Annotated in this window: 2 protein-coding genes; both read left to right on the forward strand. The window is 35.5% G+C overall.

The features are described 5' to 3' along the window. Positions 1-298: glyoxalase (locus G5B43_RS19205; protein ID WP_165296416.1), on the forward strand; the 298-nt coding region annotated here is incomplete at its 5' end. A 40-nt stretch (positions 299-338) separates the two neighbouring features. Beyond that, the coding region (locus G5B43_RS19210) for a hypothetical protein (protein WP_206367430.1) at positions 339-802 on the forward strand (464 nt) is incomplete at its 3' end.

Genomic DNA, 802 nt, shown 5'->3' on the forward strand with positions numbered 1-802 from the left:
TGGAGACCATTTTTCCGTTCTGACGAATAAGGACAATGAAATTGTGCTTTGCCTGCACGCTTGGGAAAGGGACGGTCACCCAACGATGAAAGACCAAAGTTTAACAGCAGGAAATGGCTTGTTACTTTATTTTAGGACTTCTGATTGGAAGAAAGTGAAGCATAACCTTGAAGAAATCGAATGGACTATTGAAGAAGAAATTCACCTAAATAAAAATTCACGCAGACAGGAATTATCGTTCAGGGACCCCGATGGCTATTTCATAACGGTAACAGAATTTCACATATACGAAGGATAAAAAAATAGCATACTTCATTAATCTGAATACATTTTAAACCATGCAAACAACATCAAAAACTTTCAAAATTTCGTTTTATACACTTGTCGTATTCAACATCGCACTTTTAGCCGCTTTGAGTTTTATACTACTAAATGGCTCAGGTGGATTTATGGATGCTGAAAGGATTAACATTAAAGACAAAACCGGGAAAAACAGAATAGTAATTTCCAATATGGATAATATTCCGCCTCCCATTATCAATGGTAAAGCATTTCAAAGGGCAGTTAATCCAGCAGGGCTTATTTTTTATGATAAAACCGGTGATGAACGAGGAGGTATTGCTATAACTGATAATGAAACCACTAATTTTAATGCTTTAGCTTTAGACTATCAAAATGCCGATGCTGTTGGTGTTCTTGCTCAGGATAATAAAGAGGATAATTATTTTAAAGCCGGTTTGATTATTAATGACAAAGACTTGTCAGGCAAACCAGGTCACAATATTAATAGAATTAACCTGAT

This window comes from Sphingobacterium sp. SGR-19 (assembly GCF_011043555.1).
In the GTDB taxonomy this organism is placed as follows: domain Bacteria; phylum Bacteroidota; class Bacteroidia; order Sphingobacteriales; family Sphingobacteriaceae; genus Sphingobacterium.